2 protein-coding genes and 1 pseudogene are annotated in these 2,136 nt (G+C 70.8%); all 3 read left to right on the top strand.

All coding sequences use genetic code 11. The features are described 5' to 3' along the window. Nucleotides 1–519: pseudogene (locus D471_RS0101265) on the top strand (iron-containing alcohol dehydrogenase); the annotation flags it as partial. Continuing rightward, nucleotides 497–1,267, top strand: coding sequence for a CDP-alcohol phosphatidyltransferase family protein (locus tag D471_RS0101260; protein ID WP_017596944.1), 771 nt, complete (start codon nt 497–499; stop codon nt 1,265–1,267). The pseudogene D471_RS0101265 and the gene D471_RS0101260, both read left to right, overlap by 23 nt. A 293-nt stretch (nt 1,268–1,560) precedes the next feature. Then, nucleotides 1,561–2,136 (top strand): glycosyltransferase (locus D471_RS0101255; protein WP_193789725.1); only part of this gene is annotated, 576 nt, incomplete at its 3' end.

The following is a 2,136-nucleotide window of genomic DNA, read 5'->3' as shown; positions in this document are numbered from 1 at the left end:
CGGGTCGCCGACGAGCCGGTCGACGGCATGGCGGTCACCTTCGCCCGGGTCGCGGCCGAGGCGGTCCTGCACCGCCCCGACTCGATCGAGTCCGACGCCTTCCTCGCCGTGCTCGCCGAGGGCCTGGTGCTGTCCGGGATGGCGATGTCGGTGGCCGGGTCCAGCCGCCCGGCCAGCGGTGCGTGCCACGAGATCCTGCACGCCGTCACCCAGCTCTACCCGGGGACCAGCAACCACGGCGAGCTCGCCGGGCTGGGCGCGCTGTACGCGTCCTTCCTGCGGGTGCGCCACCTGGGCTGGTCGCAGCGGCGGCTGGAGGAGATCCGCTCCTGCCTGCTCCGCCACCAGCTGCCGATCCTCCCCACCGACGTGGGGCTCGACGAGGAGGCCTTCGTGCGTGCCGTCGTCCACGCCCCGGGCACGCGTCCCGGCCGCTTCACCATCCTTGAACACCTGAACCTCTCCGAGGACGAGATCAAGCGGAGTGTCGCGGACTATGTCGAAGCCGTCGGTCGCTGAGGTCCGCGCGGGCGGTCAGCCCGCGGGGATCAAGGAGCGTGTCAACGAGGAGCACTGGGCCGGCCGCTACTACATGCGGGACGTCTCGCCCTACCTGAGCACGCTGTTCGTCCGGCTCCGCGTCCCGCCGAACCCGATCACCTACCTGATGATGGTGTTCGGTGTCCTGGCCGGGGTGGTCGTGGCCTTCGGCGGGCTGTGGTCGGCGATCCTCGCGGCCCTGCTGGTGCAGGTCTACCTCCTGTTGGACTGCTCCGACGGCGAGGTCGCCCGGTACACGGGGCGGACCAGCGTGGCGGGGATCTACCTGGACCGGATCGGCCACTACGTGTCGGAGATCGCCCTGCTCATCGGCCTGGGCGTGCGTGCCCAGGGTGAGTTCGAGCCGGGCGGCTGGGTCATCCTCGGGATGGCCGCGGCGATCGGTGTCGCGCTGATCAAGGCCGAGACGGACAATGTCGTGGTGGCCCGGGCCAAGGCGGGGCTGCCGGAGGAGGTCACGGCCGAGGCGATGCGTCCGCGCTCGTCCGGGCTGAGCCTGGCCCGGCGGCTGGCCTCCGCGCTGAAGGTCCACCGCGTGATCCAGGCGGTCGAACTGTCGCTGCTGGTCGTGGTGGCGGCGGTCGTGGACGCCTTCCTCGGCGACCTGGCCGCGACCCGGGTGCTGGTGGTCGCGTGCGCGGTCGTGGGCGTGGTGATGAGTTTCGCCCACTTCGTGAGCGTGGTCGCCTCGCGACGCCTGGAATAACGCGTCAGTGACGTTACTGTCACATACGGGGCCGTGTGTGTTGCCCGCGTCACGGTCCCGTACACCTTTCTCTTATTCTCTCGTTAGTCTGTTCGTGCGAATGTTGGCGTGAGTCAACCTGCTCGAAGTCCATCGTCCACTGAACGGTCGCAAGCATGGCCACATCCGTGATCCCGTCCTCACCGGTCTCCGGCGCGTCCGCGGAGGAGGGCTCCCGAGCGCCGCGAGCCGAACGGAGCCGTCCCGAGGTGTCCGGTCCCATCCAGCCCACGCTGTCCTGTGTCCTGCTCACCATGGGCAACCGCCCCGCTGAGCTGCGCAGGGCGATCACCAGTGTGTTCGAGCAGGAGGGCGCGGACGTCGAGGTGGTCGTGGTCGGCAACGGCGCGGACCTGCCCGAGCTGCCCGAGGGCGTCACGACGGTGCGGCTGCCGGAGAACGTGGGCATCCCCGAGGGCCGCAACCACGGGGTGCGCGCGACCAAGGGCGACGTCGTGCTGTTCCTGGACGACGACGGATGGTACCGCTCGACCGACCTGGCCCGGCACGTGCGGGAGCGGTTCGCCGCGGCCCCGGAGCTGGGCGCGCTGTCCTTCCGGATCGCCGACCCGGACGGGGGCCCCGACCAGCGACGCCACGTGCCCCGGCTGCGGGTGGGTGACTCCCGCAAGTCGAGTGTGGTGACCACCTTCCTGGGGGGCGCGTGCGCGATCCGGCGCACCGCGTTCGAGGAGGGCGGCGGTCTGCCGGGCGAGTTCTTCTACGCCCACGAGGAGACCGACCTGGCCTGGCGGATCATGGACGCGGGCTACACGATCGAGTACGACGCCGAAGCGGTCATGTACCACCCGGCGGTGGCGCCGACCCGG

This window comes from Nocardiopsis lucentensis DSM 44048 (genome assembly GCF_000341125.1).
Lineage (GTDB): Bacteria > Actinomycetota > Actinomycetes > Streptosporangiales > Streptosporangiaceae > Nocardiopsis > Nocardiopsis lucentensis.
This window is presented reverse-complemented; position numbering and strand designations above follow the sequence as displayed.